This window comes from Actinospineispora spinosispora DSM 44797 (assembly GCF_000429025.1).
Classification (GTDB): domain Bacteria; phylum Actinomycetota; class Actinomycetes; order Mycobacteriales; family Pseudonocardiaceae; genus Pseudonocardia; species Pseudonocardia spinosispora.
The window spans coordinates 297,343-322,692 of the sequence record NZ_KE386834.1; the positions used below are offsets into that span (position 1 = coordinate 297,343).

27 protein-coding genes are annotated in these 25,350 nt (G+C 69.7%); 21 read left to right on the forward strand and 6 right to left on the reverse strand.

Annotated elements, in window-relative coordinates:
• Positions 1-14 precede the first annotated feature (14 nt).
• From G406_RS0130855 to glgC, 10 genes are all read left to right on the forward strand, one after another.
• The gene (locus G406_RS0130855) at positions 15-815 is read left to right on the forward strand and encodes an LOG family protein (RefSeq protein ID WP_037079720.1); all 801 of its coding nucleotides are present in this window, start codon (positions 15-17) and stop codon (positions 813-815) included.
• Entirely contained in the window at positions 812-1,354 is a 543-nt protein-coding gene (locus G406_RS0130860) for an LOG family protein (protein ID WP_037079405.1), read from the forward strand. The genes G406_RS0130855 and G406_RS0130860 overlap by 4 nt, the downstream gene beginning before the upstream one ends.
• A 371-nt stretch (positions 1,355-1,725) precedes the next feature.
• Entirely contained in the window at positions 1,726-2,676 is a 951-nt protein-coding gene (locus G406_RS0130865) for a glucosyl-3-phosphoglycerate synthase (RefSeq protein WP_028936789.1), read from the forward strand.
• Positions 2,677-2,697: 21 nt separating this feature from the next.
• Positions 2,698-3,117, forward strand: a complete 420-nt coding sequence (locus G406_RS59875; RefSeq protein ID WP_064743101.1) for a DivIVA domain-containing protein — start codon at positions 2,698-2,700, stop codon at positions 3,115-3,117.
• Positions 3,114-3,566, forward strand: coding sequence for an SRPBCC family protein (locus tag G406_RS0130875; RefSeq protein ID WP_028936790.1), 453 nt, complete (start codon positions 3,114-3,116; stop codon positions 3,564-3,566). Before G406_RS59875 ends, G406_RS0130875 begins: the two co-directional genes overlap by 4 nt.
• A complete protein-coding gene (locus tag G406_RS0130880) occupies positions 3,559-4,173 on the forward strand; it encodes a DNA-3-methyladenine glycosylase I (RefSeq protein WP_051342920.1) in 615 nt (204 codons plus the stop codon). The genes G406_RS0130875 and G406_RS0130880 overlap by 8 nt, the downstream gene beginning before the upstream one ends.
• Positions 4,174-4,265: 92 nt before the next feature.
• A complete protein-coding gene (locus tag G406_RS56215; RefSeq protein WP_084216492.1) occupies positions 4,266-4,433 on the forward strand; it encodes a DUF3117 domain-containing protein in 168 nt (55 codons plus the stop codon).
• Positions 4,434-4,441: 8 nt separating this feature from the next.
• On the forward strand, positions 4,442-5,974 hold the full coding sequence (locus G406_RS0130890; RefSeq protein ID WP_051342921.1) for a leucyl aminopeptidase family protein: 1,533 nt from the start codon (positions 4,442-4,444) through the stop codon (positions 5,972-5,974).
• Positions 5,975-6,185: 211 nt separating this feature from the next.
• On the forward strand, positions 6,186-6,737 hold the full coding sequence (locus G406_RS0130895) for a CGNR zinc finger domain-containing protein (protein ID WP_028936793.1): 552 nt from the start codon (positions 6,186-6,188) through the stop codon (positions 6,735-6,737).
• A 72-nt stretch (positions 6,738-6,809) separates the two neighbouring features.
• Entirely contained in the window at positions 6,810-8,060 is a 1,251-nt protein-coding gene (glgC, locus tag G406_RS0130900; protein ID WP_245607274.1) for a glucose-1-phosphate adenylyltransferase, read from the forward strand.
• A gap of 49 nt (positions 8,061-8,109) precedes the next feature.
• Here glgC and G406_RS0130905 read toward each other — a convergent pair whose 3' ends face one another.
• A complete protein-coding gene (locus G406_RS0130905) occupies positions 8,110-8,724 on the reverse strand; it encodes an O-methyltransferase (protein WP_028936795.1) in 615 nt (204 codons plus the stop codon).
• Positions 8,725-8,894: 170 nt separating this feature from the next.
• On the opposite strand from G406_RS0130905, the gene sigE reads away from it, so the two are divergent.
• The 4 genes from sigE (at position 8,895) to tatB (ending at position 12,217) form a co-directional block, all read left to right on the forward strand.
• A complete protein-coding gene (sigE, locus tag G406_RS0130910; RefSeq protein WP_084216493.1) occupies positions 8,895-9,545 on the forward strand; it encodes an RNA polymerase sigma factor SigE in 651 nt (216 codons plus the stop codon).
• 3 nt (positions 9,546-9,548) lie between these two features.
• Positions 9,549-10,205 carry an anti-sigma factor gene (locus tag G406_RS54710; RefSeq protein ID WP_051342922.1) on the forward strand — a complete coding sequence of 219 codons (657 nt, stop codon included), beginning with the start codon at positions 9,549-9,551 and terminating at the stop codon, positions 10,203-10,205.
• 83 nt (positions 10,206-10,288) lie between these two features.
• On the forward strand, positions 10,289-11,800 hold the full coding sequence (locus tag G406_RS0130920; RefSeq protein WP_028936797.1) for a S1C family serine protease: 1,512 nt from the start codon (positions 10,289-10,291) through the stop codon (positions 11,798-11,800).
• Positions 11,801-11,812: 12 nt separating this feature from the next.
• Entirely contained in the window at positions 11,813-12,217 is a 405-nt protein-coding gene (gene tatB / locus G406_RS0130925; protein WP_028936798.1) for a Sec-independent protein translocase protein TatB, read from the forward strand.
• Positions 12,218-12,605: 388 nt separating this feature from the next.
• Here tatB and G406_RS0130930 read toward each other — a convergent pair whose 3' ends face one another.
• Both G406_RS0130930 and G406_RS0130935 read right to left on the reverse strand, forming a co-directional pair.
• Positions 12,606-14,012 carry an amidase gene (locus G406_RS0130930; RefSeq protein ID WP_028936799.1) on the reverse strand — a complete coding sequence of 469 codons (1,407 nt, stop codon included), beginning with the start codon at positions 14,010-14,012 and terminating at the stop codon, positions 12,606-12,608.
• The gene (locus tag G406_RS0130935; protein ID WP_084216559.1) at positions 14,012-14,968 is read right to left on the reverse strand and encodes a D-2-hydroxyacid dehydrogenase; all 957 of its coding nucleotides are present in this window, start codon (positions 14,966-14,968) and stop codon (positions 14,012-14,014) included. The genes G406_RS0130930 and G406_RS0130935 overlap by 1 nt, the downstream gene beginning before the upstream one ends.
• Positions 14,969-15,152: 184 nt before the next feature.
• Between G406_RS0130935 and G406_RS0130940 the strand changes: the two genes are divergently transcribed.
• The 6 genes from G406_RS0130940 to G406_RS50965 all read left to right on the forward strand — a co-directional run bounded on the left by G406_RS0130940 (position 15,153) and on the right by G406_RS50965 (position 20,854).
• Positions 15,153-15,650, forward strand: coding sequence for a DUF3830 family protein (locus G406_RS0130940; protein WP_028936801.1), 498 nt, complete (start codon positions 15,153-15,155; stop codon positions 15,648-15,650).
• Positions 15,651-15,661: 11 nt separating this feature from the next.
• Positions 15,662-16,423 (forward strand): maleate cis-trans isomerase family protein, encoded by a 762-nt coding sequence (locus G406_RS0130945; RefSeq protein WP_051342924.1) that lies wholly within the window; start codon positions 15,662-15,664, stop codon positions 16,421-16,423.
• Positions 16,424-16,445: 22 nt separating this feature from the next.
• Positions 16,446-17,219 carry a maleate cis-trans isomerase family protein gene (locus G406_RS0130950; RefSeq protein WP_028936803.1) on the forward strand — a complete coding sequence of 258 codons (774 nt, stop codon included), beginning with the start codon at positions 16,446-16,448 and terminating at the stop codon, positions 17,217-17,219.
• Entirely contained in the window at positions 17,206-17,901 is a 696-nt protein-coding gene (locus G406_RS0130955) for a GntR family transcriptional regulator (RefSeq protein WP_028936804.1), read from the forward strand. The genes G406_RS0130950 and G406_RS0130955 overlap by 14 nt, the downstream gene beginning before the upstream one ends.
• A gap of 229 nt (positions 17,902-18,130) precedes the next feature.
• The gene (locus tag G406_RS0130960) at positions 18,131-19,384 is read left to right on the forward strand and encodes an aspartate aminotransferase family protein (RefSeq protein WP_028936805.1); all 1,254 of its coding nucleotides are present in this window, start codon (positions 18,131-18,133) and stop codon (positions 19,382-19,384) included.
• Positions 19,385-19,510: 126 nt separating this feature from the next.
• Positions 19,511-20,854: an amino acid permease gene (locus G406_RS50965; protein WP_051342925.1), complete on the forward strand. Its 1,344-nt coding sequence runs from the start codon at positions 19,511-19,513 to the stop codon at positions 20,852-20,854.
• Here the strand turns inward: G406_RS50965 and G406_RS0130970 are convergent.
• The gene (locus G406_RS0130970) at positions 20,832-21,980 is read right to left on the reverse strand and encodes an Mrp/NBP35 family ATP-binding protein (RefSeq protein ID WP_028936806.1); all 1,149 of its coding nucleotides are present in this window, start codon (positions 21,978-21,980) and stop codon (positions 20,832-20,834) included. The genes G406_RS50965 and G406_RS0130970 overlap by 23 nt on opposite strands.
• A 315-nt stretch (positions 21,981-22,295) precedes the next feature.
• Between G406_RS0130970 and G406_RS0130980 the strand changes: the two genes are divergently transcribed.
• A complete protein-coding gene (locus G406_RS0130980; protein ID WP_028936807.1) occupies positions 22,296-22,775 on the forward strand; it encodes a MarR family winged helix-turn-helix transcriptional regulator in 480 nt (159 codons plus the stop codon).
• A gap of 781 nt (positions 22,776-23,556) precedes the next feature.
• Here G406_RS0130980 and G406_RS0130985 read toward each other — a convergent pair.
• Together G406_RS0130985 and G406_RS0130990 are read right to left on the reverse strand one after the other, a co-directional pair.
• Positions 23,557-24,075 (reverse strand): DUF1003 domain-containing protein, encoded by a 519-nt coding sequence (locus G406_RS0130985; protein ID WP_028936808.1) that lies wholly within the window; start codon positions 24,073-24,075, stop codon positions 23,557-23,559.
• Positions 24,068-25,342: a magnesium transporter MgtE N-terminal domain-containing protein gene (locus tag G406_RS0130990; RefSeq protein ID WP_028936809.1), complete on the reverse strand. Its 1,275-nt coding sequence runs from the start codon at positions 25,340-25,342 to the stop codon at positions 24,068-24,070. The genes G406_RS0130985 and G406_RS0130990 overlap by 8 nt, the downstream gene beginning before the upstream one ends.
• Between the last annotated feature and the right edge of the window lie 8 nt (positions 25,343-25,350).

Below are 25,350 nucleotides of genomic sequence, written 5' to 3' on the forward strand. Positions count from 1 at the left end.
CGGGCTCGCCCGGACTGCCCTCGTCGCACGCCGACGAGCCGGCCGACCATTCCGTTTCGTCCGAGGACGAGCGTCCCAACGAGAGGCTCCGAGGCCCGGTAGTTCTGCGCCGGGACCGTCGTCAGGAGCTCACCACCACCGATCAGCGGCTGCTGGACTCGCGCGGCCCCTCCGACTGGGTGCACACCGACCCGTGGCGGGTGCTGCGCATCCAGGCCGAGTTCGTCGAGGGCTTCGGCATGCTCGCCGAGCTGCCGCGCGCGGTCACCGTGTTCGGCTCGGCCCGCACGAAGCGGGAGCACCCGGAGTACCAGCTCGGCCGCAAACTCGGCGGCGCGCTCGCCGAGGCCGGTTTCGCGGTGGTCACCGGCGGTGGCCCGGGCGCGATGGAAGCCGTCAACCGGGGCTGTTCCGACGCGGGTGGCCTGTCCGTCGGGCTGGGCATCGAGCTGCCGTTCGAGCAGGGCCTCAACCCGTGGGTCGACCTGGGTATCAACTTCCGCTACTTCTTCATCCGCAAGACGATGTTCGTGAAGTACTCGCAGGCCTTCGTGTGCCTGCCCGGCGGGTTCGGCACGCTCGACGAGCTGTTCGAGGCGCTGACCCTGGTCCAGACGAAGAAGGTCACCAAGTTCCCGGTCGTGCTGCTCGGCACCGAGTACTGGGGCGGCCTGTACGACTGGCTCAACACCTCGGTACTGGAGAGCGGCAAGATCGGTGAGAAGGACCTGGCGCTGCTGCACCTGACCGACGACATCGACGAGGCCGTCAAGGTGGTCAACGAGGCCTACCGGGCGTGGGAAGAGGCGCATTGAGCGGGTACTCCGTCTGCGTGTACTGCGCGTCGTCGGACGGCGTCGCGCAGGAGAACATCACGTTGGCCGAGGAGCTCGGCAGCGCGATCGCCGCGCGCGGCTGGACGTTGGTGTCCGGCGGCGGCAAGCGTTCGATGATGGGTGCTGTCGCCCGCGCCGCCCGGGAGGGCGGTGCCCGCACCGTCGGGGTGATCCCGCGTTCGATGGTGGAGCGCGAGTGGGCCGACCACGACTCGGACGAGCTGCTCATCACCGACACGATGCGCGAGCGCAAGGGTCTGATGGACGCGCACGCCGACGCGTTCATCACGTTGCCGGGGGGCCTGGGCACGCTGGAGGAGCTGTTCGAGACCTGGAGCGCCCGGGTTCTCGACCTGCACACCAAACCGGTCGTGCTGCTCGACCCCGACGGCCATTACACCGGCATGCTCCACTGGCTGAAGACCTTGGTCGACGGCGGTTTCGCCCGCCCAGGAGCCCTGGACCGCCTGACGGTCACGAGGGACGTCACCGCGGCGCTGGACGCCTGCAAAGGCTGACGAAGGCGGATCAACCCCGGCCACACCGCGCACCTCCCGCTCACACCGCGCTACGTGCACATGGCGCGGTGTGACCACAAGATGCGCGGCGTGCGACAAGGTGCGCGGTGTGCGAGCGGTGCGCGGTGTGGGCGAGGGGCGGGACCACGCCAACGGCCGAAGTCGGCTCCGCAAGAGCTCCGAAGGAGTTCCGGCGAAGGCGGGCGTAGTGAATGTCCGCAACTAGGCTCCCAGCGAGAGCGGCGGCTCCCGGGGTGACGACAAGCGCGCGCCTGGCGACGAAGGAGCGTGTTTTTCTGGGAGTACCCCCGAAGCGAAGCGAGGGGGTGGTCACAGAAAAACTCCGCGCGGAACAGGCCCGAAAGGACAGCATGCATCCAGAGCTCGAGGAGTGGTTCGCGCGGCGGACCTGGCAGCGTCCGGCGTGGACGGTGGAGGAGCTGCGCGAGGCCAAGCGGGGCCGCCGGGTGTCGGTGGTGCTGCCGGCGTTGAACGAGGAGGCGACCGTCGGGGCGATCGTCGCCGAGATCGTTCCGCTGACCCTCGGACCGGATCCGCTGGTGGACGAGCTCGTGGTTCTCGACTCGGGGTCGACCGACGACACCCGGGTCGTCGCCGAGGCGGCGGGCGCGCGGGTGGTGGGGCGCGAGGAGGCGTTGCCGGGCATCGAGCCGTGGCCCGGTAAGGGTGAGGTGCTGTGGCGTTCGCTGGCCGCGACCGACGGCGACCTGGTGGTGTTCCTCGACTCCGACCTGATCGACTTCGACGCCGCGTTCGTGCCCGCGCTGCTCGGCCCGCTACTCGTGGAACCGGGCGTTGCGATGGTGAAGGGCTTCTACCGGCGCCCGCTGCGCGTCGAGACCGCCGAGCTCGACGCGGGTGGCGGCCGGGTGACCGAGCTGCTGGTGCGTCCGCTGCTCGCCGCGCTGCACCCGAGGCTGACGGCTGTCGTCCAGCCGCTCGGCGGTGAGTACGCGGCCACGCGGCAGCTGCTGGAGTCGGTGCCGTTCTCCGCCGGCTACGGCGTGGAGATCGGTCTGCTGCTCGATACCGAGGCCACCCGGGGGCTCGACGCGTTGGCGCAGGTCAACCTCGGCGTCCGCAAGCACCGGAACCGGTCGCTGTTGCAGCTGGGTGTGATGGCGCGCCAGATCCTGTCCGCCGTGCTCGGCCGGGGCGGGCCGCACGACCGGGGTGCGGCGATCACCCAGTTCCGGCAGGTGGCCGACGAATGGCTGCCGACCAGCAGCGATGTCGAGATGCGGCAACGTCCCCCGATGCGTGAGGTGCTGCTGCGCAGCTCGGCGCGAGACGCCGACTAGCGGGACACTAGGCTCCTGGCGATGGGTACCGCGCTGATTTACCTCGTGGTGCTGCTGGTGGTCGCGGCCGCTTTCTTCGCGGGGGCCGCCGCGGTCTTCGGACGGGGCGAGGAGCTCGCGCCGATCCCGCCGGGTGCGTCACCGACGTGGCTGCCGGACCGGGACGTGCGCGCCGGGCACGTGCGAGCGGTGCGCTTCCAGCAGGCAGTACGCGGCTACAAGATGGCCGAGGTCGACTGGGTCCTCGAACAGCTCGCCGAGGAGCTGGACCGCGGCGCCGCCGAGACCGAGCGGCTACGGATGCGGGTGGTCGAGCTGGAGTCCGCGGTAGCCGGGGCCAAGCAGGCCGATGTGATGCTCGGGCTCGGAAGCCCGCTCGATCCGGAGAAGACCGGCGACGAGGAAACCGACCCGGCCGAGCCGAGTGAGAAGGCGACATGACCGCCGAACTGGAACTGACCGTCGACGTCGATGCGTCCCCGGAGCAGACGTGGCTGGCGACGACCGACTGGGCCCGGCAGGGCGAGTGGATGCTCGGCACGACCGTCGAGGTCACCGGCGGGGACGGCCGTTCGGTCGGCTCCACGTTGTCCGCGCGGACCGGGTACGGACCGCTCGCATTCGTCGACACGATGCGGATCACCGAGTGGAACCCCACCGCCAGGCGGTGCGTCGTGCTGCACACCGGTCGTCTGGTGCGCGGCGACGGCGTGTTCGCGGTGGAGGCGCGGCCGGGTGGTTCGCTCGTGCGCTGGACCGAGCGTCTGGAACTGCCGTTCGGGCCGGTCGGAAGGCTGGGCTGGCCGCTGGTCCGACCCGCGTTCGCCGGCGGCGTGCGCTGGTCGCTGCGCCGGCTCGCGCGCTTCAGCGAGGGTTACCGGAATGGCTGAACTCGATCAGGACAACCCGAACGGTGCGATCGCCGGCCCGGACGGCCGGCCGCGGTGCCCGTGGGGGCTGTCCGCGCCCGACTACGTCGACTACCACGACCAGGAGTGGGGCCGGCCGCTGCGCGGTGTCACCGAGATGTTCGAGCGGCTGTGCCTCGAAGGGTTCCAGTCGGGGCTGTCCTGGCTGGTCATCCTGCGTAAGCGGGAGGCGTTCCGCCGGGCGTTCGCCGGCTTCGACCCGGCGGTCGTCGCGGAGTTCGGCGACGACGACACCGCGCGCCTGCTGAACGATCCCGGCATCGTGCGCAACCGGGCCAAGATCGAGGCTGCCAGGCGAAACGCCCGCGCGGTGCTGGCGCTCGACGAACCGCTCGACGAGCTGTTGTGGTCGTTCGCGCCGGACCCGGCGGGGCGCACCCGGCCGCGCACGCTCGCCGACGTACCCGCGGTGACACCCGAGTCGACCGCGATGGCGAAGGCCCTCAAGAAACGCGGTTTCAGTTTCGTCGGCCCCACCACGTGTTATGCGTTGATGCAGGCCACCGGACTGGTGAATGATCACCTCGAGGGTTGCTCGGTGAACCACCTCGTGAACAACACGAATTAGCGTCAATGCGTCGAGTGATCGCGCCGGTTGCAGCTCTCATTCCGTGATGAGGGAGAATGAATGCAGCTGAACATGGATGGAGGGAGCTCGACATGGCGGCCATGAAGCCCCGGACCGGTGACGGTCCCCTCGAAGTTACCAAGGAGGGGCGGGGCATCGTGATGCGCGTACCGCTGGAAGGCGGTGGACGTCTCGTCGTCGAAATGTCGACCGAGGAAGCCAGTGCCCTGGGTGACGCGTTGAAGGCGGCTTCGGGCTGAGCGCGCCGATGGCCGATGCCAGGTCGGCGGCCGGCGCTGTTCCCGTGCCGGCCGGCTTGGTTCCTTCCCCGGTTCCCGACCTCCCCACTTCACTTCTGACGGTGGCCGCGGTGGCCCGTCCGGACGACACGTCCGTGCGGGTCGTGCTGCTCACCGGCGACGGTGACCAGACCGACCTGGACGGCTCGCCCGTCGAGTCCGGTCTGCTCGACACCCTGGGTGCCACCGGCAAGGCGGGGCAGGTGCATGCGCTGCCCGACGGCCGCCTGCTGCTCGGTGTCGGCGACGGCTCCGACGTGGCGCTGCGGCGTGCCGGCGCGTCGTTGTCCGGCGCCCTGCGGTCGCGCGCCGAGCGAGGCGCGGACGAACCAGGCTCCGCCGAGCTGCTCCAGGCCGCGCTCGCCGCCTCCGAGCTGCCCGAAGCAGGCCTGTCCGCGCTGGTCATCGGCCTGGTGCTCGGCTCGTACCAGTTCCGGGTCAGTCACAAGGCCCGGTCAGCTCCCGGACGCGTCGAGCTGGTGACCACCGACCCGGCCGCGGTGGGCGCGCGGATCGAGGCGGCCTCGGCCAAGGCGTGGGCGACGGCGGTCGCGCGCGACCTCGCCAACACCCCGTCCGACGTCAAGACCCCCACCTGGCTCGTACGCACCGCAGAGCGTCTGGCGAACGAGATCCCCGGACTGTCCACGACGACCTGGTCGGTCGAGCAGCTCACCGAGCAGGGTTTCGGCGGTCTGCTCGCGGTCGGCGGCGGATCGACCCGGCCGCCGGCTTTCCTGCGGGTCGACTGGGCGCCGGGCGACACGACCGACTCCCGGCACCTCGTGCTGATCGGCAAGGGCATCACGTTCGACACCGGCGGAATCTCGATCAAGCCGGCCGCCGGGATGCACCTGATGCGGACCGACATGGCCGGTGGCGCCGCGGTGATCGGCGCGATCCTGGCGATCGCCCGGCTCGGTGTGCCGATGCGGGTGACCGCGCTGGTCCCGGCCGCCGAGAACCACGTGTCCGGTTCGGCCTACCGGCCCGGCGACATCGTGCGGCACTACGACGGCACCACGACCGAGGTCACCAACACCGACGCCGAGGGCCGCATGGTGCTCGCCGACGCGATCGGGTACGCGGTGGCCGAGCTCGAACCCGACCTGATCGTCGACGCGGCCACGTTGACCGGCGCGATGAAGGTGGCGCTCGGCATGCGTACCGGCGGGCTGCTGGCCAGCGACGACGACCTGGCCGACGCGCTGCTCGCGGCGTCCGCGCGGACCGGTGAGCAGCTGTGGCGGATGCCGCTGCTCGACCACGTCGCCGAGGAGGTTCCCTCGGAGATCGCGGACCTGCGACAGGCGCCGCCCGGCCCCGGAGGCATCGGAGCGGCGCTGTTCCTGCGCGAGTTCACCCGAGGCGTGCCGTGGGCCCATCTGGACATCGCCGGCCCGGCGCGCTGCGAGAAGGCCTACGACGAGGTGGCGGTCGGAGCCACCGGGTTCGCCGCGCGGACCCTGGTCGAGCTGGCGCTCGGGTACGCGGGCTCCTGAAACCGCAGCGCCTGGATCGTCACCTGCCCGCACGGGCAGCGCAGGTAGCGAACGACCCCCTCGGACGTGTGGTGCGCCGAGAGCAGCTGTGCCTCGGACATCGGCCAGTCGCACAGCGGGCAAGCCATGACGCCCCCAGAGTAGGCAGCTGTGAGTAATACTTGTCATCGAGTAGTCCCTTACAGTCAAGCAGGCGCGAGGTAAGAGGTCAATGGACTTCATCGGTTACCGCAGTGATGCGCTCGGCATGGCGGTCGATCTCGTCAACGCGCTGCGCGACGAGCCGAGACCCGCCGTGCCCGAGCTGGTCGCCGAACACCGGTACCTCGTCGACCAGCCCTGGGGTGCCGAGCACGACCAGGTGCTGTGGGACTGGGCCGCGCGGTTGCGCGACGTCTTCGCCGCAACGGACATGTCGACGCTCGCGGAACTGATCAACGCGCTGCTCGCGGATGCCGTGGTGACCCCCCACCTCAGTTCGCACGACGGCCAGCCCTGGCACCTGCACTACAGCCGGCCACACGCGGACACGACCGAGCGGGTCAAGGCGACCACCGCGTTCGCCATGGCCACCCTGGTGTCGACGCACGGGATGGACCGGCACGGCGAATGCTCGGCCGAAGGGTGCGGGAGGGTTTACGCGGACACCTCGCGCAACGCCCGCCGGCGGTACTGCTCGGCCGCGTGCGCCAACCGGTCCGCCGTCGCGGCTCACCGCGCGCGCCGCCGTGGCACTCTGGAGCGGGATCAGTTGGCCCAGTAGTGTCATTACTGAAAATGTTGATCGTCAAAACTGTGCGCGAGTCGGGTCCGGCAACGGCGGACGGGGTAGTGGATGAGTTCAGTGCGCTTCCCGGTGGGTATGCCGGGCAACGTGCTAGGTGGGGTACTCGGAATCGTGCTCGCCGGCGGCGAGGGCAAGCGGCTGTGGCCGCTGACCGCCGACCGGGCCAAACCGGCCGTCCCGTTCGGCGGTAACTACCGGTTGATCGACTTCGTGCTGTCCAACCTGGTCAACGCGGGCATGCACCGCATCTGCGTGCTCACCCAGTACAAGTCGCACTCCCTGGACCGGCACATCTCCACCACCTGGCGCCTGTCCAGCGTCCTGGGGCAGTACATCACCACGGTTCCCGCGCAGCAGCGTCTCGGCAGGCGCTGGTACACCGGCAGCGCCGATGCGATCTTCCAGAGCCTGAACCTGGTGTACGACGAGCGGCCCGACTACATCGCCGTCTTCGGTGCCGACCACGTGTACCGGATGGACCCGTCGCAGATGCTCGCCCAGCACATCGTGAGCGGCGCGGGCGTCACCGTGGCGGGGATCCGGGTGCCGCGCGCGGAGGCCAAGGGGTTCGGCTGCATCTCCTCGAACGCCGACGGTCAGATCACCGCGTTCCTGGAGAAACCGTCCGATCCGCCGGGGACACCGGACGATCCCGATGTGACGTTCGCCTCAATGGGCAACTACCTGTTCTCGACCGACGTGCTCCTCGCGGCGCTCAAGGCCGACGCCGAGGACAGCGACTCCGACCACGACATGGGCGGCGACATCATCCCCAGGCTCGTTCGTGAGGGCGAGGCCGCGGTCTACGACTTCGCCGACAACGTCGTGCCCGGTGCCACCGACCGCGACGCCGGCTACTGGCGTGACGTCGGAACGTTGGACGCCTACTACGACGCGCACCTCGATCTGGTGTCCGTGCACCCGATCTTCAACCTGTACAACCAGCGCTGGCCGATCCGGACCGCCTCGCCGCCGCTCCCGCCTGCCAAGTTCGTCGAAGAGGGCCGCGCGGAGAACTCGATCGTCGGCGCGGGCACCATCATCTCGGGCGGAGGGGTCCGGCGGTCGGTGGTCAGCTCCGGCGTGCTGGTCGAGGCCGGGGCGGAGGTCGAGGACTCGGTGCTGCTGCCCGGTGTGCGGATCGGCAAGGGCGCGGTCGTGCGGCGCGCGATCCTGGACAAGAACGTCGTGGTGCCCGACGGTGTGCAGATCGGTGTCGACCTGGCGCTGGACCGCGCCCGCTATGCGGTCAGCACGGGCAACGTCGTGGTCCTCGGCAAGGGCGTCACCGCAGGTTAGAACCCGTGAGTGGCGAGTGGTCTCAGGGGACCACTCGCCACTCACGGGTCTAGACCAGGGCTTTTGCGGCTACCAGCAGGCCGTCGCCCAGGGGCATCGGCAGCGCCACGAGCGCGTCGTCCTCCTGGCAGACGCGCAGGACCTCCCGCACGGCGTGCGTCTCGGGGCCGAACAGCGGACCGTCGTCCGGGTCCAGCATGCCGCTCAGCGCGAGCACCCCGCCGGGGCGCAGCAGTCGCACGGCTTCGCGCAGGTACATCGGGTACTCGACCAGTACGGCGTCGACGAAGACCAGGTCGTACACCCCGTCGGCGAGCCTCGGCAGCACGTCGAGCGCCATGCCGTTGATCAGCCGCAGACGCGACGTCGGATAGCGGGCCTCGCGGAACGCCGCGCGCGCGGCACGCAGGTGCTCCGGCTCGATGTCGATGGACGTCAGCACACCGTCGGCGGGCATGCCCCGCAGCAGCCACAGGCCACTGACCCCCGCGCCGGTACCGACCTCGACCACGGCCTTGGCGCGTAGCGACGTCGCCAGGAACCGCAGCGCGGCGCCCTCGACCGGGTCGATCGGGTCGCAGCCGAACTCCGCGCCCTGCATCCGGGCCTCGGTCAGCACCTCGTCCTCATCGAGGTAGCCGCTCAGCAGCCCGTCGCCATTCACGCGCTGAGATTACTCGGTTGAGCCGATATGATCATGTATTGACGGGCCGCTCATGGCCGGCCAATGTTCTTACTCGTCTCTCAGGCTGACCTAACCAGCCCCTAACCTGCGTACGGCAGGCTTTGGGTACGTCAGATACGACGGAAGGAACAAACGGGCCCGGCCGGCCGTTGACCAGACGGCAGACCCGCCCACAGGAGGTGCGAACAGCCACCATGGCCGATCGACCGAGCGCGGCCGCGCTACCCGACGCGGCGGCACAGTGGACGCCACCCAGCTGGGACGAGGTGGTCCGCGAGCACGCGGACCGGGTCTACCGTCTCGCCTACCGGCTCACGGGCAACGCCCACGACGCCGAGGACCTCACCCAGGAGACGTTCATCCGGGTGTTCCGGTCGCTGGCGTCCTACCAGCCGGGCACGTTCGAGGGCTGGCTGCACCGCATCACGACGAACCTGTTCCTGGACATGGTCCGTCGTCGTAGCCGGTTGCGCATGGAGGGCCTGCCCGAGGACACCGACCGGTTGCCCGGCGGTGGCCCCGACCCCGAGCAGATCTACTCCGACACCCACCTGGACCCCGCGCTGCAGGCCTCGCTGGACGAGCTTGCGCCGGAGTTCCGCGCGGCCGTGGTCCTGTGCGACATCGAAGGTCTGTCGTACGAGGAGATCGGCGCGACACTGGGTGTCAAACTGGGTACCGTACGGAGTCGAATCCACCGGGGGCGCGCCGCGCTGCGGTCGTCCCTCGAACGCCACCGCGCGGCCAGGGAAGCGGCGGCGCGGGTCGACGAGCCGGCCCTCGAGGTCACGGGAGGTTAACGGATGACGGAGCTCCGGGGACAGCCCACGACCGGTTCGGCGTGGGGTGGGGGACACCTCGCTCTGGACGCCATCGTCGCGTACGTCGACGAGGAGCTGTCGTCGGGCGCGCAGCGAAGGGCGCTGGGGCATCTGGCCAGCTGTCCCGAGTGCGCCTCCGAGGTCGTCGCGCAGACCCAGGCGCGGCTCGCGCTGCGGGCTTCGGTGACGCCCACTCTGTCGTCTTCTCTGCTGCACAACCTGCGCAACATCCCGACCGACACCGAGCTGCCCGAACCTCCCGCCGGTCTGGCCATGGGCCCTGACGGCGAACTGGTCGCCCTCCTTCGTGAACCACGGCCGCTCAGCTCCCGCCGCCGTCCGCTCGCGCGCCTCGGTGCCGGCGCGATGGTCTCCGGCCTCGCCATCGGCGCGCTGATGATGGTCAGCCAGCCGAGTGCGCCCGCCCAGTCCGCGACGGCCTCGCCGCCGAGGAACGGTGTGCTGCCCGGCACCGCGCTCGACGCGCGGATGCAGGTCAACGGCCCCTCGGCGGGTGCCACCACGATCAACGGAGCCGTGTTCGACACCGCGCGCGTGACCCCGAGTCACGCCGAGCGCCGGGGTGCCTCCCCGCTGCGCAACGCGACGTCGTTCATCCCGATCCGCCACGATCGCTGACCGGCGTCTAACACCCGGTTCACTCCTGCCAAGGCATGCTGTCGTAGAGCATGCTTTCCTCAAGACCAGGAGACCGGCCGGTAATGAGTGATGACCAGCCCGATCAGGGGCAGGAGCCGCCTCGGTTGGGGCCACGGCCGCTGTACGTGCCGCCGGTCCAGCCCGGTGCGGTGGAGGTTTTCGGCCGTCCCGACGGTGTGAACGGCGCGTTCGAGTCGTCCCGCAACGGCAGCGCCGCGCGGGCCACTCAGCAGGTCGCGACCCAGCCACCGCCGCATCACGCGCTGGCCAGCGCGTTCGGCCGGCCGAGCGGCGAGCCCACCGACCTGCAGCGCCCTCCTGGCGACCAGGACGACGCGGACGAGCCGGACCCGTTCTGGGCGGGCGGCACCACCCGCGACCCGTGGCGCGACCCCGACGCCTCGGTGCTCCTCGGCCCGCCCGCGGTCACCGAGCAGGAACGGCCGGCCTCGGTCGCGCCGGAGGGCGCCCGGCTGAGCGCCAGGGAGGTGCTGTTCGGGAAGCGGGTGAAGCCGACGGCGCTGGCGTTGCTGGGTGTGATCGCGCTGCTGATCGGCGCGGTCGGCGGCCTGGTCGGCAAATGGGCCAGCGACTCGAGCTCTGCGTTGACCGAGCCCGGTGCCACGATCGCCGAGGTCGCGCCCGGCAAGGAGCGTCCCCCCGGCTCGGTCGCCGGTATCGCGGCGAGGGTCGTCCCGTCCGTCGTGTCGATCGAGATCCGGGTCGGTGACCAGGCGGGCACCGGCTCGGGTGTGGTGATCGACCCCGAGGGGCACATCCTGACGAACAACCACGTCGTATCGGCGGCGGCCGGTCTGCCCAACGCGCAGATCAAGGCCATCTTCCATGACGGCAGCCAGGTCGCGGCGAAGATCGTCGGGCGCGACCCGAAGACCGACCTCGCGGTGGTCAAGGTCAACGTGCCGAACCCGACGGTCGCCCAGATGGGTAAGTCGGCCGACCTCGCGGTGGGCGACACGGTCATCGCGATCGGGTCCCCGCTCGGCCTGGTCGGGACCGTCACCGACGGCATCGTCAGCGCGCTGCACCGGCCGATGCGGCTGTCCGGCGACGGTTCGGACACCAACGCGGTGATCGACGCGATCCAGACCGACGCGGCGATCAACCACGGCAACTCCGGTGGTCCGCTGGTGGACTCGACCGGCGCGGTCGTCGGGCTGAACGCGGCCATCCGGACCGGTGGCCAGGGCGACGGTGGGTCGATCGGTCTGGGCTTCGCGATCCCGATCGACTACGCCAGGGAGATCGCCCAGCAGCTGATCCGCAGCGGGTCGGTCAAGCACCCCGACCTCGGTGTTGCGGCGAACAAGCGGGGCGTTACTGATGACACCCGCGACGGAGCTCAGGTTCAGAACGTTCGCCCTGGGAGCGCCGGCGCCGAGGCAGGTATCCTCGAGCAGGACATTGTGGTGAAGGTCGGCGATCGCTCGATCGGTTCGGCGGAAGAGCTGCAGGTTGCCGTCCAGGAACACCAGATCGGTGACAAGGTGCAGATCCAGCTGATCAGGCAGGGGCGCCCGCTGACGGTGACGGCAACGCTGCGTTCAGACTGAGAGGCAGTCCGGGTGTTCGAGAACATCGGCTGGGGCGAGATCCTGGTTCTGCTCGTGGCCGCGCTGTTCATCCTCGGCCCGGAGCGTCTGCCCGAGGCCGCGGCGTGGCTTGGCCGCACGATCCGCCAGGTCAAGGACTTCGCCAGCGGAGCGCGGGATCAGCTCAGCCGTGAGCTCGGTCCGGAGTTCGACGAGCTGCGCAAACCGCTGCAGGAGCTGCGCAACCTGCGTGACTTCGACCCTCGGCGCGCGGCGGTCCGCACGTTGTTCGAGGACGACGAGCCGAAGCCGAACGGTTTCTCGACGAGCAGCAACGGCAGCTCCTCGGTGGCCCCGCCCCCCGCCTTCCAGCCGCCGCCCCGCCCAACCCCCCTGTCCCCAGGCGAACGCCCCCCGATAGACCCCGACGCAACCTGACCCACGTGAGCCACGTGAGTGGCAAGGGTGTCTACCGCGAAGCGGCGCCGGAGGCGTAGGCGCTCGGAGCACTCACGACAGCTTTTCCGTCGTGAGTGGTCCGGGCGCCTATAGGCGCCCTTGCCACTCACGAGTCGACGGCGAAGCCGAGATGCCTTGGAGCCGGGTACGGGGTTGCACGTAGTGGGAGTTGCGCTGCCTCGGGGTACCTCGTGAGTGCTGAGGCCGCCTATAGCCGGTCTAGGCACTCACGACGGTAAAGCTGTCGTGAGTGCCTAGACCGGCTACCGCTTCGCGGCCCCTGCGGGGTAGACGCCCTCATCACTCACGAGAAGTGCTGAGACCGGCTACGCCTGCGGCGCCGCTTCGCGGTAGACGGCCTCATCACTCACGAGAGGAGTGGGGGCTTGCGGGTGTGGTGGGTGGTTGCCTTCTGGAAGGCGTGGGCCGCCGCCAGTACGGCTGCATCGGCGTGGCGCGGGCCGACGATCTGCAGGCCGATCGGGAGGCCGTCCGAGGTGAACCCGCAGGGCACGCTCGCGGCGGGCTGCTGGGTCATGTTGAACGGGTAGGTGAACGGCGTCCAGCTCGTCCAGCGCGGTGACGTCGAACCGGGCGGAACCTCCAGCCCGCCCTGGAACGCCGGGATCGGCAGGGTCGGGGTGAGCAGCAGCTGGTGGCGCTGGTGGAACTCGCCCATCAGCGTGCCCAGCTCGTTGCGCACCGCCATCGCCCCGAGGTAGTCGGTCGCGCTGTACTGCCTGCCCTGCTCGATGATCTCCGCCAGACCCGGGTCCAGCTTCGCGCGGGCGGCGTCGTCGAGCTGGTCGGTCGACTTCGCGGCGCCGGCGAACCACAGCACGTGGAACGCCTCGACCGGATCGCTGAAACCGGGGTCCTCCGCCGTGACCTGTGCGCCGAGCGTCCGGAACACCTCGACGGCGGCGTCGAACGCGGCCGCGACCTCCGGGTGCACCGAGACGAACCCGAACGTCCGGCTCGCCGCGATCGACAGACCCTCGACGCCGTCCTCCAACGCGGAGGTGCAGGTGCGCGGTGACGCGGCGAGCGCCCAGGCGTCCCGGGCGTCGAATCCGGAGATCACGTCGAGCAGCAGCGCCGAGTCGGCGGCGGTCCTGGTCATCGGGCCGACGTGGGCGAGCGTTCCGAACGGGCTGCCCGGGTGGTGCGGCACCTTCCCGTAGGTCGGCTTGTGCGCCACGATCCCGCTGAACGCCGCCGGGATGCGGACCGAGCCACCGCCGTCGGTGCCCAGGCTCAGCGGCCCCATGCCCAGACCGACCGCCGCGGCCGCGCCACCGCTCGAACCACCGGCGGTCAGCTGCGGGTTCCACGGGTTGCCGGTGATGCCGTACAGCGGCGAGTCGGTGACGCCCTTCCAGGCCAGCTCGGGAGTGGTGGTCTTGCCGAGCAGCACCGCCCCCTGCTCCTTGACCCGTGCCACCGGCGGACCGTCGACCAGCCACGGCCCATCGGGATCCACGGTCTTCGAACCGCGCAGGGTCGGCCAGCCGACGGTCAGCAGGATGTCCTTGATCGAGGTCGGGACACCGTCGAGCACGCCCATCGGCTCACCCCGGCGCCAACGCTCCTCGCTCGCCTTGGCGGCCTGGATCGCGCCGGCCGGGTCGAGCAGGCAGTAGGCGTTGACCTCGGGGTTCAGCTTCTCGGCACGGTCGAGCGCGTCCTGCGTGGCGCGAACCGGGGACAGTTCGCCGGATCGGTAGGCGGCCAGCAGCTCGGTTGCGCTGAGGTCGGCGGTGGTGCCGGTCATTATCGGGCTCCCTGCGGTGATGTGTCCCGGACGTATCCGTGGTTCTTGTCGACGACGTTGCGCAGCGGCTCGCCGTTGCGGTACCGCGTCAGGTTGTCGGCGAACAACCCGACCAATGACTGTCGCCAGCCGATGACGTCGCCGGACATGTGCGGCGAGACGATCACGTTCGGCAGCGTCCACAGTCGTGAGTCCGCCGGCAGCGGCTCGGTCTCGAACACGTCCAGGGCGGCACCCGCCACGGTTCCCGCCTCGAGCGCGGCAACCAGGTCCTTCTCGACGATCAGCGGGCCGCGCCCGACGTTGATCACCCGCGCGTGCCCGGGCAACCGGCCGAGCAGGTCGGCGTTGACCATGCCCCTGGTCTGTTCGGTCAGCGGTGCGGCCAGCACCAGATAGTCGGTGTCACCGAGCAGCCCGGTGAGCTCCTCGGCGGCCAGCACGCCGGGACGCGCGCGTCGACCGACCAGATGTACCCGCATTCCGACGGCGCGAAGCAGCTCGGCGGTGCGCGCGCCGATCGGACCCCCGCCGACGACCACGGCGGTCTTGTCACCGATCGTCTCGGTCTCCCGGTGCCGCCACTCGCCGCGATCCTGCTGCCGCAGCGTCCTGGGCAGGTCCTTCGCGTAGGCCAGCACCAGCCCGAGCACGTACTCGGCCATGGCGGTGTCGAAGACGCCCCGCGAGTTGGTGATCATGATGTCGCTGGCCCGCATCTCGTCGAAGATCAGCCGATCGACACCGGCGCTCGCGGTGTGCACCCAGCGCAACGCGTCGACCGAGGCCCAACTGTCGCGCACGACGTCGCCGATCGTGAAATCCCATACCAGCAGTGCGTCGGCGCCGGGAAGCGAATCCGCCAATTTATCAGCTGTGGCGTAGCGAACAGTGGTTGTTCCGTCCGTGGCTATGCGCTCGTCGAGGCCAGGGGGAAGGTCTGAGGAGTGCAGCACCACCAGGGTCGGATCAGGGTGCTGAGCTGCGGATTCTTTCAAACTGGGAAACCTCGTGACGGTCGTGTTACGCGGAACTCGGGACCATTGACACGCTAGGAAGCGCTCGTATGATTGTCAACAATCCGCCGAGTCGGTAATCGGTGTGAGAGGTCATATTCACGCACGTTCTGCAGGGGAGCCCATGTCACGTCTGCTCCGTATCACCTTGGCGAAGCGGGGAGTGTCCTGCATCGCCGAGCTCCTCGAGAAGGAGGCACCGCGCACCTGCGAGGCGGTGTGGAACGCACTGCCCCAGGGCGGTGACGCGCAACACGCCAAGTACGCCCGCAACGAGGTGTACACCATGGTGCCCCGATTCTCCGAGTCCTCGATCGGCCAGGAGAACCCGACGGTGACGCCGATCCCCGGCGACGTCGTGCTCTTCGACTTCCCCGGCGGGATGCTCGACGAGGAGTTCAAGTCGGACAAGGGCGTCTCGGGTCTGCCGGGTGTCATCGACCTGGCGATCTTCTACGGCCGCAACAACCTGCTGCTCAACGGTGACGTGGGCTGGGTTCCCGGCAACGTCTACGCGACCATCGTCGAAGGGCTGGACCAGATGGCCCAGGCCTGTCACGACGTGTGGCGGTCGGGCAGCGTCGGTGAGCGGTTGGTTTACGAGCGGCACACCGAGGCCTAGGGCAGCCCAGAGTGCCCACCGAACTCTCCGTCGCCTTCACCGAGGCGGACAACAACCAGCGGGGCATCGGAGTGGTAGCCCCGTTCGACTTCGCGCTCGACCGAGAGCTCTGGCGCTGGGTGCCGGACAACGTCTCGCTCTACCTGACCCGCATGCCGTTCTTCACCACGCTCGTCACGGTGGAGATGGCCGCGACGGTCAGCGAGCGAGGCGTCGTCCGGCGTGCCACCAGGGACGTACTGACACCCGAACCCGACGTGGTCGCCTACGCGTGCGCGTCGGGCAGCTTCGTCAACGGGGTCCTGGGGGAGCGGCTGCTCACCCGGACCATGGTGGATGCCGGCGCGCCCGCCGCGTGCACCACCTCCGGCGCGCTCGTCGAGGCGTTGACCACGCTCGGTGTCCGCAAGCTGGCGATCGCCACGCCGTACGTCGACGAGGTCACCTCCAGGCTGGTCAGCTACCTGGAGGAGTACAACGTGCAGACCGTGTCCAGCAGCGGGCTAGGTCTGCTCGGCAACATCTGGCGCGTCCCGTACTCGAAGGTCGTCGAGATCGTCTCGTCGGTCGACACACCCGAGGCGGACGCCCTGTTCATCAGCTGCACGAATCTGCCCACCTACGACGTGATCGAGCCGCTGGAGCAGGCGCTCGGCAAGCCGGTGATCACCGCGAACCAGGTCACCATGTGGTCCGCGCTGCGGGCTATGGGGCTGCAGGGCATCGGCACCGGACAGAGCCTGTTGCAGGCCGGTCAGCAGTCGGCGGCGTGAGAAGGAACCCAGGTCCACCTTTATGCACACAATCGGCTTTCTCTACCCCGGTTACAGCGCCGAGGACGACTACCCGACGGCGCAGAAGCTGTTCGACGCGCACGACGGAACGGACGCCCCACAGCTGCTGCTGACCCACACCGAGATGCGCGAGGACGCCCACCGGGTGGACGCGCTGCTCGACATCGGCGGTGACGACGTGCTCGCCGCCGGTGTGCGTGACCTGGAGGCGCGCTCCGCGTGCGACTCGGTGATCTGGGCGTGTACGTCCGGGAGCTTCGTCTTCGGCTGGGACGGCGCGGGTGCCCAGGTGCGTGCACTGGCCGAGGCGGCGGGCGTGCCGACGTCGAGCACGTCGTTCGCCTTCGCCGACGCCTGCATCCGGCTGGGGCTGCGCAGGGTCGCGGTCGCCGCGACCTACCCGGACGACGTGGCGGAGCGGTTCGTCACGTTCCTCGCCACGGCGGGCATCTCGGTGGTCAGGCTGTCCACGCTGGGCATCATCACCGCGGCGGAGGTCGGTACCCTGGGCCGCGAGCGCGTGCTGGAGGTCGCCGAGGCCGGTGACCACCCGGACGCCGAAGCATTGTTGCTGCCGGACACGGCGCTGCACACGATGGCCTGGCTCGACGATCTCGAGGAGAGGCTGGGCAAGCCGGTGCTCACCGCCAACCAGGTGAGTATCTGGCAGGGCCTGCGGCTCGCCGGCGACACGGTCGCCAGGACCGGGTTCGGGCAGCTGTTCAGCACGCCGCCGGCGGCGGAACCTTCGGAGGAACCGAGTGAGCCTCGTTGACGGTGAGTTGACCCCGGTCAACCGCAAGTCCACCCCCGCGCTGATCGCCGACCAGCTCCGGTCGGCGATCATGCGCGGTGTCATCTCGCCCGGCAGCCAGCTGGGCGAGGTCGACCTGGCGAGCCAGCTCGGGGTGAGCCGGGGGCCGCTGCGTGAGGCCATGCAGCGGCTGGTCGCCGAGGGTCTGCTGCGCAGTGAGCGGCACCGGGGCATCTTCGTGCGCGACCTGGACGACGCCGACGTGCGCGATGTGTACTTCGCGCGGCTCGCGGTCGAGCAGGCGGCGGGCCGGCTGATCATCCTGCACGGCGAGCCGACCGTCGCCGCGACCCAGCTGACCAGCGCGTTGTCCACGATGGAAGCCGCCGCGCGGGCGGGCGACCCGATGGCGCTCGCCGACGCCGACCACGCGTTCCACGCCACGTTCGTCGCGGCGTCCGGCAGTCCCCGGCTGCGCCGGATGGCCGAGGCGCTGCTGGTGGAGACCCGGATGTGCCTGGCCGCGCTGCAGAAGACGGCGCCCCCGGCGGACGAGCTGGTGGCCGAGCACCGCCTGCTGCGCGACGCGGTCCTCTCCGGCGACCTGACCCGCCTGTCGGCGGCCCTGGAAGCCCACATGAACGACGCGGTGGACCGCATAGTCTCGGTCCCCGCAACCGCCCCCCTGAGCCCCGCCGGCTGACCTCTCACCAGGCACTTCGCACACCTAGGTGCTGCGTCGCACACGTCCGGACATGTGCGACGCAGCACGTAGGTGTGCGAAGTGTGCGTTGGAGCCAGTCGACTGAATGGATAGGTCGCGGCCGGGAGTGTGTACGGATCAGCGCTGGACAGGGGACCGGCTGGATGTGACGATGGGATTGTCGACAATCGACAATGATCAGTCCCCACACGTTCGGCAGGAGTAAGAGATGGCGCGGTTGTCCCCGGTCCTGAAGCAGGCCACCCCGGTGCGGGCGGTGCGAGGCGAGGGCGTGTACCTCTACGACGCCGATGACCGGCGATACCTGGACTTCACCGCCGGCATCGGGGTCACCAGCACCGGTCACTGCCACCCCCGGGTGGTGGCGGCCGCGCAGGACCAGGTCGGAAAGCTGATCCACGGTCAGTACACGACCATCATGCACGAGCCGCTGCTGAAGCTGGCCGACCGTCTCGGCGACGTCCTGCCCGAGCAGCTGGACAGCGTGTTCTTCATGAACTCCGGCAGCGAAGCCGTCGAGGCCTCGGTGCGCCTCGCCCGCCACGCCACCGGCCGCCCCGGGATCATCAGCTTCACCGGCGGCTTCCACGGCCGTTCGATGGGTGCCGCGGCGCTCACCACCTCCGGCGCCAAGATCCGCGCGGGTCTCGGCCCCTTGATGCCGGGCGTGTCCGTCGCGCCGTTCCCGTACGCGTTCCGTTACGGCTGGTCGGAGCAGGAGGCCGTCGAGTTCAGCCTCCGCGAGCTCGACTACCTGCTGGCCACGTCGGCGCCCGCGTCGGACACCGCCGCGTTCATCGTCGAGCCGGTCCTCGGCGAGGGTGGCTACGTGCCGACGCCGGCGTCCTTCCTGGCCGGCCTGCGCGAGCGTGCCGACCAGCACGGCATCCTGCTGATCGCCGACGAGGTGCAGACCGGCGTCGGTCGCACCGGCAAGTTCTGGGGCCACCAGCACTCCGAGGTCGTGCCGGACATCCTGGTCACGGCGAAGGGCATCGCCAGCGGCTTCCCCATCTCCGGGATCGCGGCCTCGACCGAGCTGATGTCGAAGGCGTGGCCCGGCTCGCAGGGCGGCACCTACGGCGGCAACGCGGTCGCCTGCGCCGCCGCGCTGGCCACCCTGGACGTCGTGCGCGACGAGAACCTGGTGGACAACGCCGCGGAGCAGGGCGTGCGCCTGCTGGAGGGCCTGCGCAAGGTCGCCGCCGACCGTCCGGTGATTGCCGACGTGCGCGGCCGGGGCCTGATGGTCGGGAACGAGTTCCGCACGGCGGACGGCGCCCCGGACACCGCGACCGCGACCAAGGCACACGCCGCGGCCGCTGACCGCGGCTTGCTGCTGCTCACCTGCGGTCCGTACGGCAACGTCGTGCGGATGATCCCGGCCCTGGTCGTCAACGAGGGTCAGATCGACGATGCAATCGGGCTTTGGGCGGATGCGGTGGCCGACGCAACGAGCTAGGTTCTCGCAGTGACCAGCGACACAACGCCCAGTGGCACTACGCAGGGTGACACTCCATCGGGTGAGCCCACCGGCGCCGAAGGCGCTGGTGGGCTGCGCCCCAATCTGAGACAACGACACGTTCGGATGATCGCGCTCGGCGGGATCATCGGCGCGAGCCTCTTCATCGGCAGCGGCGCGGTGATCCACACGGTGGGTCCGGCGGCGGTGCTGTCCTACGCCATCGGCGGCCTGCTGGTCGTGCTCGTCATGCGCATGCTGGGTGAGATGGCGACGGCGTCGCCCTCGGTCGGCTCGTTCATGGAGTACGCCAGGTCCTCGCTCGGTGGCTGGGCCGGCTTCGCCATCGGGTGGCTGTACTGGTACTTCTGGGTCGGCGTCGTCGCGTTCGAGGCGGTCGCCGGGTCGAAGATCCTGATCACCTGGATTCCGTCGGTCCCCGCGTGGGTGTTCTCGCTGGTCCTGATGCTGTTGCTGACCGCGACGAACCTGGCCTCGGCCCGTTCGTTCGGCGAGACCGAGTTCTGGCTGGCCTCGGTCAAGGTGGCCACCATCGTGGTCTTCATGGTCGTCGGCCTGCTGTTCGTGTTCGGGCTTTGGCCGCGGTCGACCCTGTCGGTCGGCAACATCGTCAACGACGGTTTCGTGGTCAACGGCGGGTTCTCGGTCATCCACGGTGTGGTGATCGTGATCTTCTCCTACTTCGGTGCGGAGATCGTCACGATCGCGGCGGCGGAGTCGCGGGAGCCGGAGAACGCGGTCCGCAAGGCCACCGCCACGGTCGCGTGGCGAGTGGTGCTGTTCTACGTGGGGTCGATCGCACTGCTGGTGATGATCACGCCGTGGCGCGACATCCCGGCGGAGACCAGCCCCTTCGCGGCCGCGTTCGGCAAGTTCGGCATCCCGGCCGCGGAGACCGTGGTCAGCGTCGTGGTGCTGACCGCTGTGCTGTCGGTGCTGAACTCCGGGCTCTACACGGCGTCGCGCATGTTGTTCGCCATGCGCCGCCACGGCTATGCGCCGAGCTGGGTGTCGCACACCAGCCGTCGTGGCGTGCCGTGGAAGGGCATCCTGCTCTCGACCGCGGTCGGTTACGTCGCGGTGGCGATGAACTACGTCGCGCCCAAGGAGGTCTTCGGGTTCATCATGGACTCGGCGGGCGCTGTCGCGTTGTTCGTCTACGCGATCATCGCCGGATCACAGATCCGGATGCGGCGCAGGCTCGAACGGGAGGCCCCGGAGCGGCTGACGCTGCGCATGTGGGGCTACCCGTGGCTGAGCTGGCTGACCCTGGTCGGAACGCTCGTGGTGGTCGCGTCCATGGCGTTCGTCGAGGACGCCCGGCCGCAGCTGTACCTGAGCGTGATCAGCGTCGTGGTGATCCTCGCCGTGTACCTGCTGGTGCGCCGCCGCAATGCTCGTGGTGGAGCGACGGCGCCACAGGCTGCTACTTCTTCCGAACCGGGCTGATGTTGAGCGACATCCCGGCGAGCCCCCGCGAGCGGGTGGTGAGCCGGGATGCCACGCCGGCCAACGCCTTCGCGGCGGCGGTGTCGGGCTGCGACAGCACCAGCGGGATGCCGCTGTCGCCCGACTCGCGCAGCCGTGGGTCCAGCGGGATCTGGCCGAGCAGCGGCACCGAGGCGCCCAACGCGGTGGACAGCGAGTCGGACACCGCCTGACCGCCGCCGGAGCCGAACACCTCCATCCGGCTGCCGTCGGGCATCTCCATCCACGACATGTTCTCCACCACGCCGACCAGGCGCTGATGGGTCTGCAGCGCGATCGACCCGGCGCGCTCGGCGACCTCGGCCGCCGCCTGCTGCGGAGTGGTGACCACCAGGATCTCGGCGTTCGGGATCAGCTGCGCGCAGGAGATCGCCACGTCACCGGTGCCCGGCGGCAGGTCGAGCAGCAGCACGTCCAGGTCGCCCCAGAACACGTCGGCCAGGAACTGCTGCAACGCACGGTGCAGCATCGGGCCGCGCCAGGTGACCGGCGAGTTGCCCTGGGTGAACATGCCGATCGAGATGACCTTCACGCCGTGCGCCTGCGGCGGCATGATCATCTCTTCGACCTTGGTCGGGCGGGTGTTCGCGCCGAGCATCCGAGGCACCGAGTGGCCGTAGATGTCCGCGTCGAGCACACCGACGGACAGGCCGCTGGCGGCCATCGACGCGGCGAGGTTGACCGTCACCGACGACTTGCCGACACCGCCCTTGCCCGAGGCGACGCAGTACACCCTGGTCAGCGAGCCGGGGTCGGCGAACGGAATGGTCGGCTCGTCGGAGCCACCACGCAGCGACTTGCGCAGCGCGGTGCGCTGCTCGTCGCTCATCACGTCCAGCTCGACCTCGACCACGCGCACGCCGGGGACCTCGGACACCGCGGTGCGGACCCGGTTGGTGATCGTCTCGCGCATCGGACACCCCGCGACCGTCAACCAGACCGCGACCGCGACCGAGCCGTCGGGACGGATCGTGACGTCCTTGACCATGCCGAGCTCGGTGATCGGCTTGTGGATCTCCGGATCCTCGACCGTGGCCAGCGCGGCCCGGACGGCATCGTCACTGATCCCGGTCTCTGTGTGCGACATGGTGCTCATCGCTCCCATCGTACGTGCGATGGACCGGGTCGCGCCGTTCGGTCGGCCGCTCGCCGCGGGAATGGCCAAGCCGCCGAACGGGTGCCTCTGGATTTATGAGTAATTAAAAATAGTTAAGGGACCTGGCAACGAGCTGAGTTATCTGTAATATCTGATTACATGCCGTCGATGGTCGTATCTGCCAGCGCTGACTCAGTCGTGGGTTCGCCCCGTCGTACCGACCCTGCGGCCGATTGCTTGCTCACCGCGCCGATCGGAGGCGACATGTCCGTGCCAGAGCTCGTGTCGAACACGGAGCGCTCGTCGATGAAGGAGCCTCTTCGTGTGGTCGGTGGCACCACCGGCGCGACCCAGCTTTCCCCGGACTCGAACGGGCTCGCCGTCTGGCGGGCCTATTTGCGTGGACATGCAACTGTAACCAGGTCGTTGGAGGCGGAGCTACTAGCTGACCAAAGATTGTCGCTCGCCGCGTATGACGTGTTGGTCCAGCTGGCAGAGGCTCCGGAGCGGCGGTTGCGGATGACCGAGCTCGCCGACGCGGTGTTGCTGTCCCGCTCCGGGGTCACTCGGCTCGTCGACCGGCTCGAGCGTGTGGGGCTGGTGACTCGTAGCCGGGTTCGGGAGGACGGGCGTGGCGTGGCGGCGACGTTGACGGACCGTGGGTTGGAACGGGTCCGTCGTGCGTCGCACACGCATCAGGACGGTGTGGTTCGGCATTTCACCGAGCGGTTGGATGACGCTGACCTGGCTGCGCTTCGGCGGATCAGTCAGCGGTTGGCTGACTGATCCGGTTTCATTCCCGGCGGCTTTTCAGCGTGGCTCGGGGTGAGGTGCACTCGTATCCCCTGCTGGCTCGTCAGTGTGCTCGGGGTGGGTGCAGTCGTATCCCCGCTGGCCATCGAGTGTGCTTGGCGTGGCCGCCCGCTATCAACCCCCGGCTGGCGCCGGCCTCGCGCAGGCTCCTGGTTGCGCGGGTTCGGGGGCGAGGTTTCAGGGTTGACAGCGGGCGGCCACGCCAAGTGCTGGCCAGGATCGCGGGGGAAGGGGAGCTGTGCGGCGCTGTTGTTGGTCGCGGCTGCGCCGCGCCCCCCTCACGGTCTCGGGGTGCACCGTGCTCGTTGTGTGCGCGTGCCCGGCGCCCAAGATCACCCCATCTGTCACACGCGTAACGCGGCGGGTGACTTCGCAGAGGCTCATGTCGCGTCGCAGATGTTGGAACATCTGCGACGCAACACGTAGCTCTGCGAGGCGGGACAAAAGTGACTACAGAGACTCCTGGGGCTACGCGCAGCGCGCGAGGGCGCAGCCCGATGCGCAAAGAAAGCGCGATCGGCCCGCCACCACCTACGACGTGCACGCACACCTGCCCCTTCCCCGCGATCCTGGCTAAGCACTTGGCGTGGCCGCCCGCTGTCAACCCTGAAACCTCGCCCCTGAGGCAGTGCAACCAGGAGCCTGCGCGAGGCCGGCGCCAGCCGGGGGTTGAGAGCGGGCGGCCACGCCAAGACAATTCGAGCCAGCGGGGATGGAGCCCCGGAGGCCGATGCCACCGGGAAGCCAGCGAGGACTACCGACCGTTCTCCGAAGCCCGAGACCGCGAAGACTTGGTGGGACGCTCAACCGAGGCGAGCTGAGCAGCCAACCGGTCGATCTCCCCGCGCAGGTAGTCCCGAGTGGCGACCTCACCGATGGCTAGCCGCAGCGCGGCCAGCTCCCGAGCCAGGTACTCGGTGTCCGCCTTCGTCCGCTCCGCGCGGTTGCGGTCCTCCTCCAGCGACACCCGGTCCCGGTCGTCCTGCCGGTTCTGTGCCAGCAGGATCAACGGCGCCGCGTACGCGGCCTGTGTCGAGAACGCCAGGTTCAGCAGGATGAACGGGTACGGGTCCCAGTGGTAGACCAGGCCGGTGAGGTTCAGTGCGATCCAGACCGTCACGATGACCGTCTGGATCGCCAGGAACCGGCCGGTGCCCAGGAAGCGGGCCACCCGCTCGGACAACCGGGCGAACGCGTCCGGGTCCAGCTCGAACCGGGGTGAACGCCCGGCTCGGGGCTGGTCCAGGCGGCGACTCGAATGGATTTCAGGCATCGCTCGCCACCACCTGTCCGGACCCGTTGAGGCCGTTCTCTCGCTCCCGCCACCCGGAGGGCAGCAGATGATCCAGCACGTCGTCCACCGTGACCGCGCCCAGCAGGTGATCGTCGTCGTCGACGACCGGGCCGCACACCAGGTTGTACGCCGCGAAGTAGCGGGTCACCTCGCTCAGCGGCGCCTCGGGATGAAGTCGCGCCAGCTCGGCGTCCACGACTCCGGCGACCAGCTCCGAAGGCGGTTCCCTCAGTAGCCGCTGCAGGTGCACGCAGCCCAGATATCGGCCGGTCGGCGTCGCGGTCGGGGGACGGCACACGAACACCATGCTCGCCAGCGCGGGCGGCACATCGGGGTTGCGGACGCGGGCCAGTGCCTCGGCGACCGTCGCGTCCGGTTGCAGGATCAGCGGCTGCGGCGTCATCAGACCACCCGCGGTGTCGGCCGAGTAGCTCAGCAGGCGGCGCAGCGGCGCGCTGTCCTCGGGTTCCATCAGTTCCAGCAGGCGGTCCGACTCGGCCTCCGGTAGCTCGCCGAGCAGGTCGGCCGCGTCGTCGGGGTCCATCGCTTCCAGGACGTCGGCCGCGCGGTCGGGGTCGAGGTGGCGCAGCAGGTCGCGCTGGTCGGACTCGGACAGCTCCTGGAACACGTCGGCCAGCCGCTCGTCGTGCAACGAGTCGACGACCTCGTGCCTGCGTTTCTCCGGCAGCTCGCGCAGCGCGGCGGCCACGTCGGCGGCGCGCATGTTCTCGAAGACCGCGAGCAGGCCCTCGGTGCCCTGGTCCTCCTCGGACAGCGACAGGCCGGTCAGCGCCGACCAGTCCATGACCTGCACGTGCCCGCGCCGGGAGAGCCGGTTGCGGCGCTGCCGCACGGCCAGGCGCCCGACCACCCAGTCCCGCGACCTGGTGCGTTCGATCGCGGCGTCCACCACCACCGCGTCCGCACCGGTCTCCGCCACGCGCACGCGGGCGTCCAGCATCTGACCGACGACCAGCACCTCGTTGGGGCGCTGGGCGAACTTGCGCAGATTGACCATTCCGGTGGTCAGCGTGATGGCCCCGGGGTCGATCGCGGTGACCCGCAGCATCGGCACGAAGATCCGCTGCCGGGTCATCAGATCGACCACCAGACCGAGCACCCTCGGCGGCAACTGGTCCACCCGGATGCCCGCCACCGCGTCCCGGACCTTGCCGATGCGTTCACCGTCCGGCCCGAACACGGCGAGGCCCACCATCTGTGCCACGAACACCCTCGCCGCTGCCATGCCCTCAG

Coding starts and splice junctions, on each gene's coding strand:
- G406_RS0130865 (WP_028936789.1), top strand. CDS start 1,726: ATGCATCCAGAGCTCGAGGAGTGGTTCGCGCGGCGGACCTGGCAGCGT.
- G406_RS59875 (WP_064743101.1), top strand. CDS start 2,698: ATGGGTACCGCGCTGATTTACCTCGTGGTGCTGCTGGTGGTCGCGGCC.
- G406_RS0130875 (WP_028936790.1), top strand. CDS start 3,114: ATGACCGCCGAACTGGAACTGACCGTCGACGTCGATGCGTCCCCGGAG.
- G406_RS0130880 (WP_051342920.1), top strand. CDS start 3,559: ATGGCTGAACTCGATCAGGACAACCCGAACGGTGCGATCGCCGGCCCG.
- G406_RS56215 (WP_084216492.1), top strand. CDS start 4,266: ATGGCGGCCATGAAGCCCCGGACCGGTGACGGTCCCCTCGAAGTTACC.
- G406_RS0130890 (WP_051342921.1), top strand. CDS start 4,442: ATGGCCGATGCCAGGTCGGCGGCCGGCGCTGTTCCCGTGCCGGCCGGC.
- G406_RS0130895 (WP_028936793.1), top strand. CDS start 6,186: ATGGACTTCATCGGTTACCGCAGTGATGCGCTCGGCATGGCGGTCGAT.
- glgC (WP_245607274.1), top strand. CDS start 6,810: ATGAGTTCAGTGCGCTTCCCGGTGGGTATGCCGGGCAACGTGCTAGGT.
- G406_RS54710 (WP_051342922.1), top strand. CDS start 9,549: ATGACGGAGCTCCGGGGACAGCCCACGACCGGTTCGGCGTGGGGTGGG.
- G406_RS0130920 (WP_028936797.1), top strand. CDS start 10,289: ATGAGTGATGACCAGCCCGATCAGGGGCAGGAGCCGCCTCGGTTGGGG.
- G406_RS0130930 (WP_028936799.1), bottom strand. CDS start 14,012: ATGACCGGCACCACCGCCGACCTCAGCGCAACCGAGCTGCTGGCCGCC.
- G406_RS0130940 (WP_028936801.1), top strand. CDS start 15,153: ATGTCACGTCTGCTCCGTATCACCTTGGCGAAGCGGGGAGTGTCCTGC.
- G406_RS0130950 (WP_028936803.1), top strand. CDS start 16,446: ATGCACACAATCGGCTTTCTCTACCCCGGTTACAGCGCCGAGGACGAC.
- G406_RS0130960 (WP_028936805.1), top strand. CDS start 18,131: ATGGCGCGGTTGTCCCCGGTCCTGAAGCAGGCCACCCCGGTGCGGGCG.
- G406_RS50965 (WP_051342925.1), top strand. CDS start 19,511: ATGATCGCGCTCGGCGGGATCATCGGCGCGAGCCTCTTCATCGGCAGC.
- G406_RS0130970 (WP_028936806.1), bottom strand. CDS start 21,980: ATGTCGCACACAGAGACCGGGATCAGTGACGATGCCGTCCGGGCCGCG.
- G406_RS0130980 (WP_028936807.1), top strand. CDS start 22,296: ATGAAGGAGCCTCTTCGTGTGGTCGGTGGCACCACCGGCGCGACCCAG.
- G406_RS0130985 (WP_028936808.1), bottom strand. CDS start 24,075: ATGCCTGAAATCCATTCGAGTCGCCGCCTGGACCAGCCCCGAGCCGGG.
- G406_RS0130990 (WP_028936809.1), bottom strand. CDS start 25,342: ATGGCAGCGGCGAGGGTGTTCGTGGCACAGATGGTGGGCCTCGCCGTG.